This window comes from Dellaglioa sp. CoH-57-MRSF-20 (assembly GCF_056781955.1).
In genome coordinates, this window is sequence record NZ_JBXAXV010000328.1 from 1 (window position 1) to 241 (window position 241).

1 protein-coding gene is annotated in these 241 nt (G+C 54.8%); it reads right to left on the reverse strand.

The window, feature by feature from the left end; genetic code table 11:
• Window positions 1–65: 65 nt before the first annotated feature.
• The gene (locus tag AC1RPN_RS09190; protein ID WP_481763879.1) at window positions 66–236 is read right to left on the reverse strand and encodes a hypothetical protein; all 171 of its coding nucleotides are present in this window, start codon (window positions 234–236) and stop codon (window positions 66–68) included.
• Between the last annotated feature and the right edge of the window lie 5 nt (window positions 237–241).

A 241-nucleotide genomic window follows, 5' to 3' on the forward strand; every position in this document is an offset into this window, starting at 1 on the left:
TACTGCGCTCCGTGTCCAAAACGGTTCCCAAATTGCTGACGATGATTTGATAGCGTGCCATGGTCTTACCCTTGTTGTGCTTCGTGATGGGTGAGCGCGATTTGCGCGATAGCTTCGGTCGCGCCTTCGCGGAACCGGTACGAATGGAATTTTCCGACAGTATCCAGTGCGCCAGCAGCGGACAGAGAACGCACACTGTAACGCGCCTCATTCGACGGGTTCGTTTCGCGCGTCACAAAAT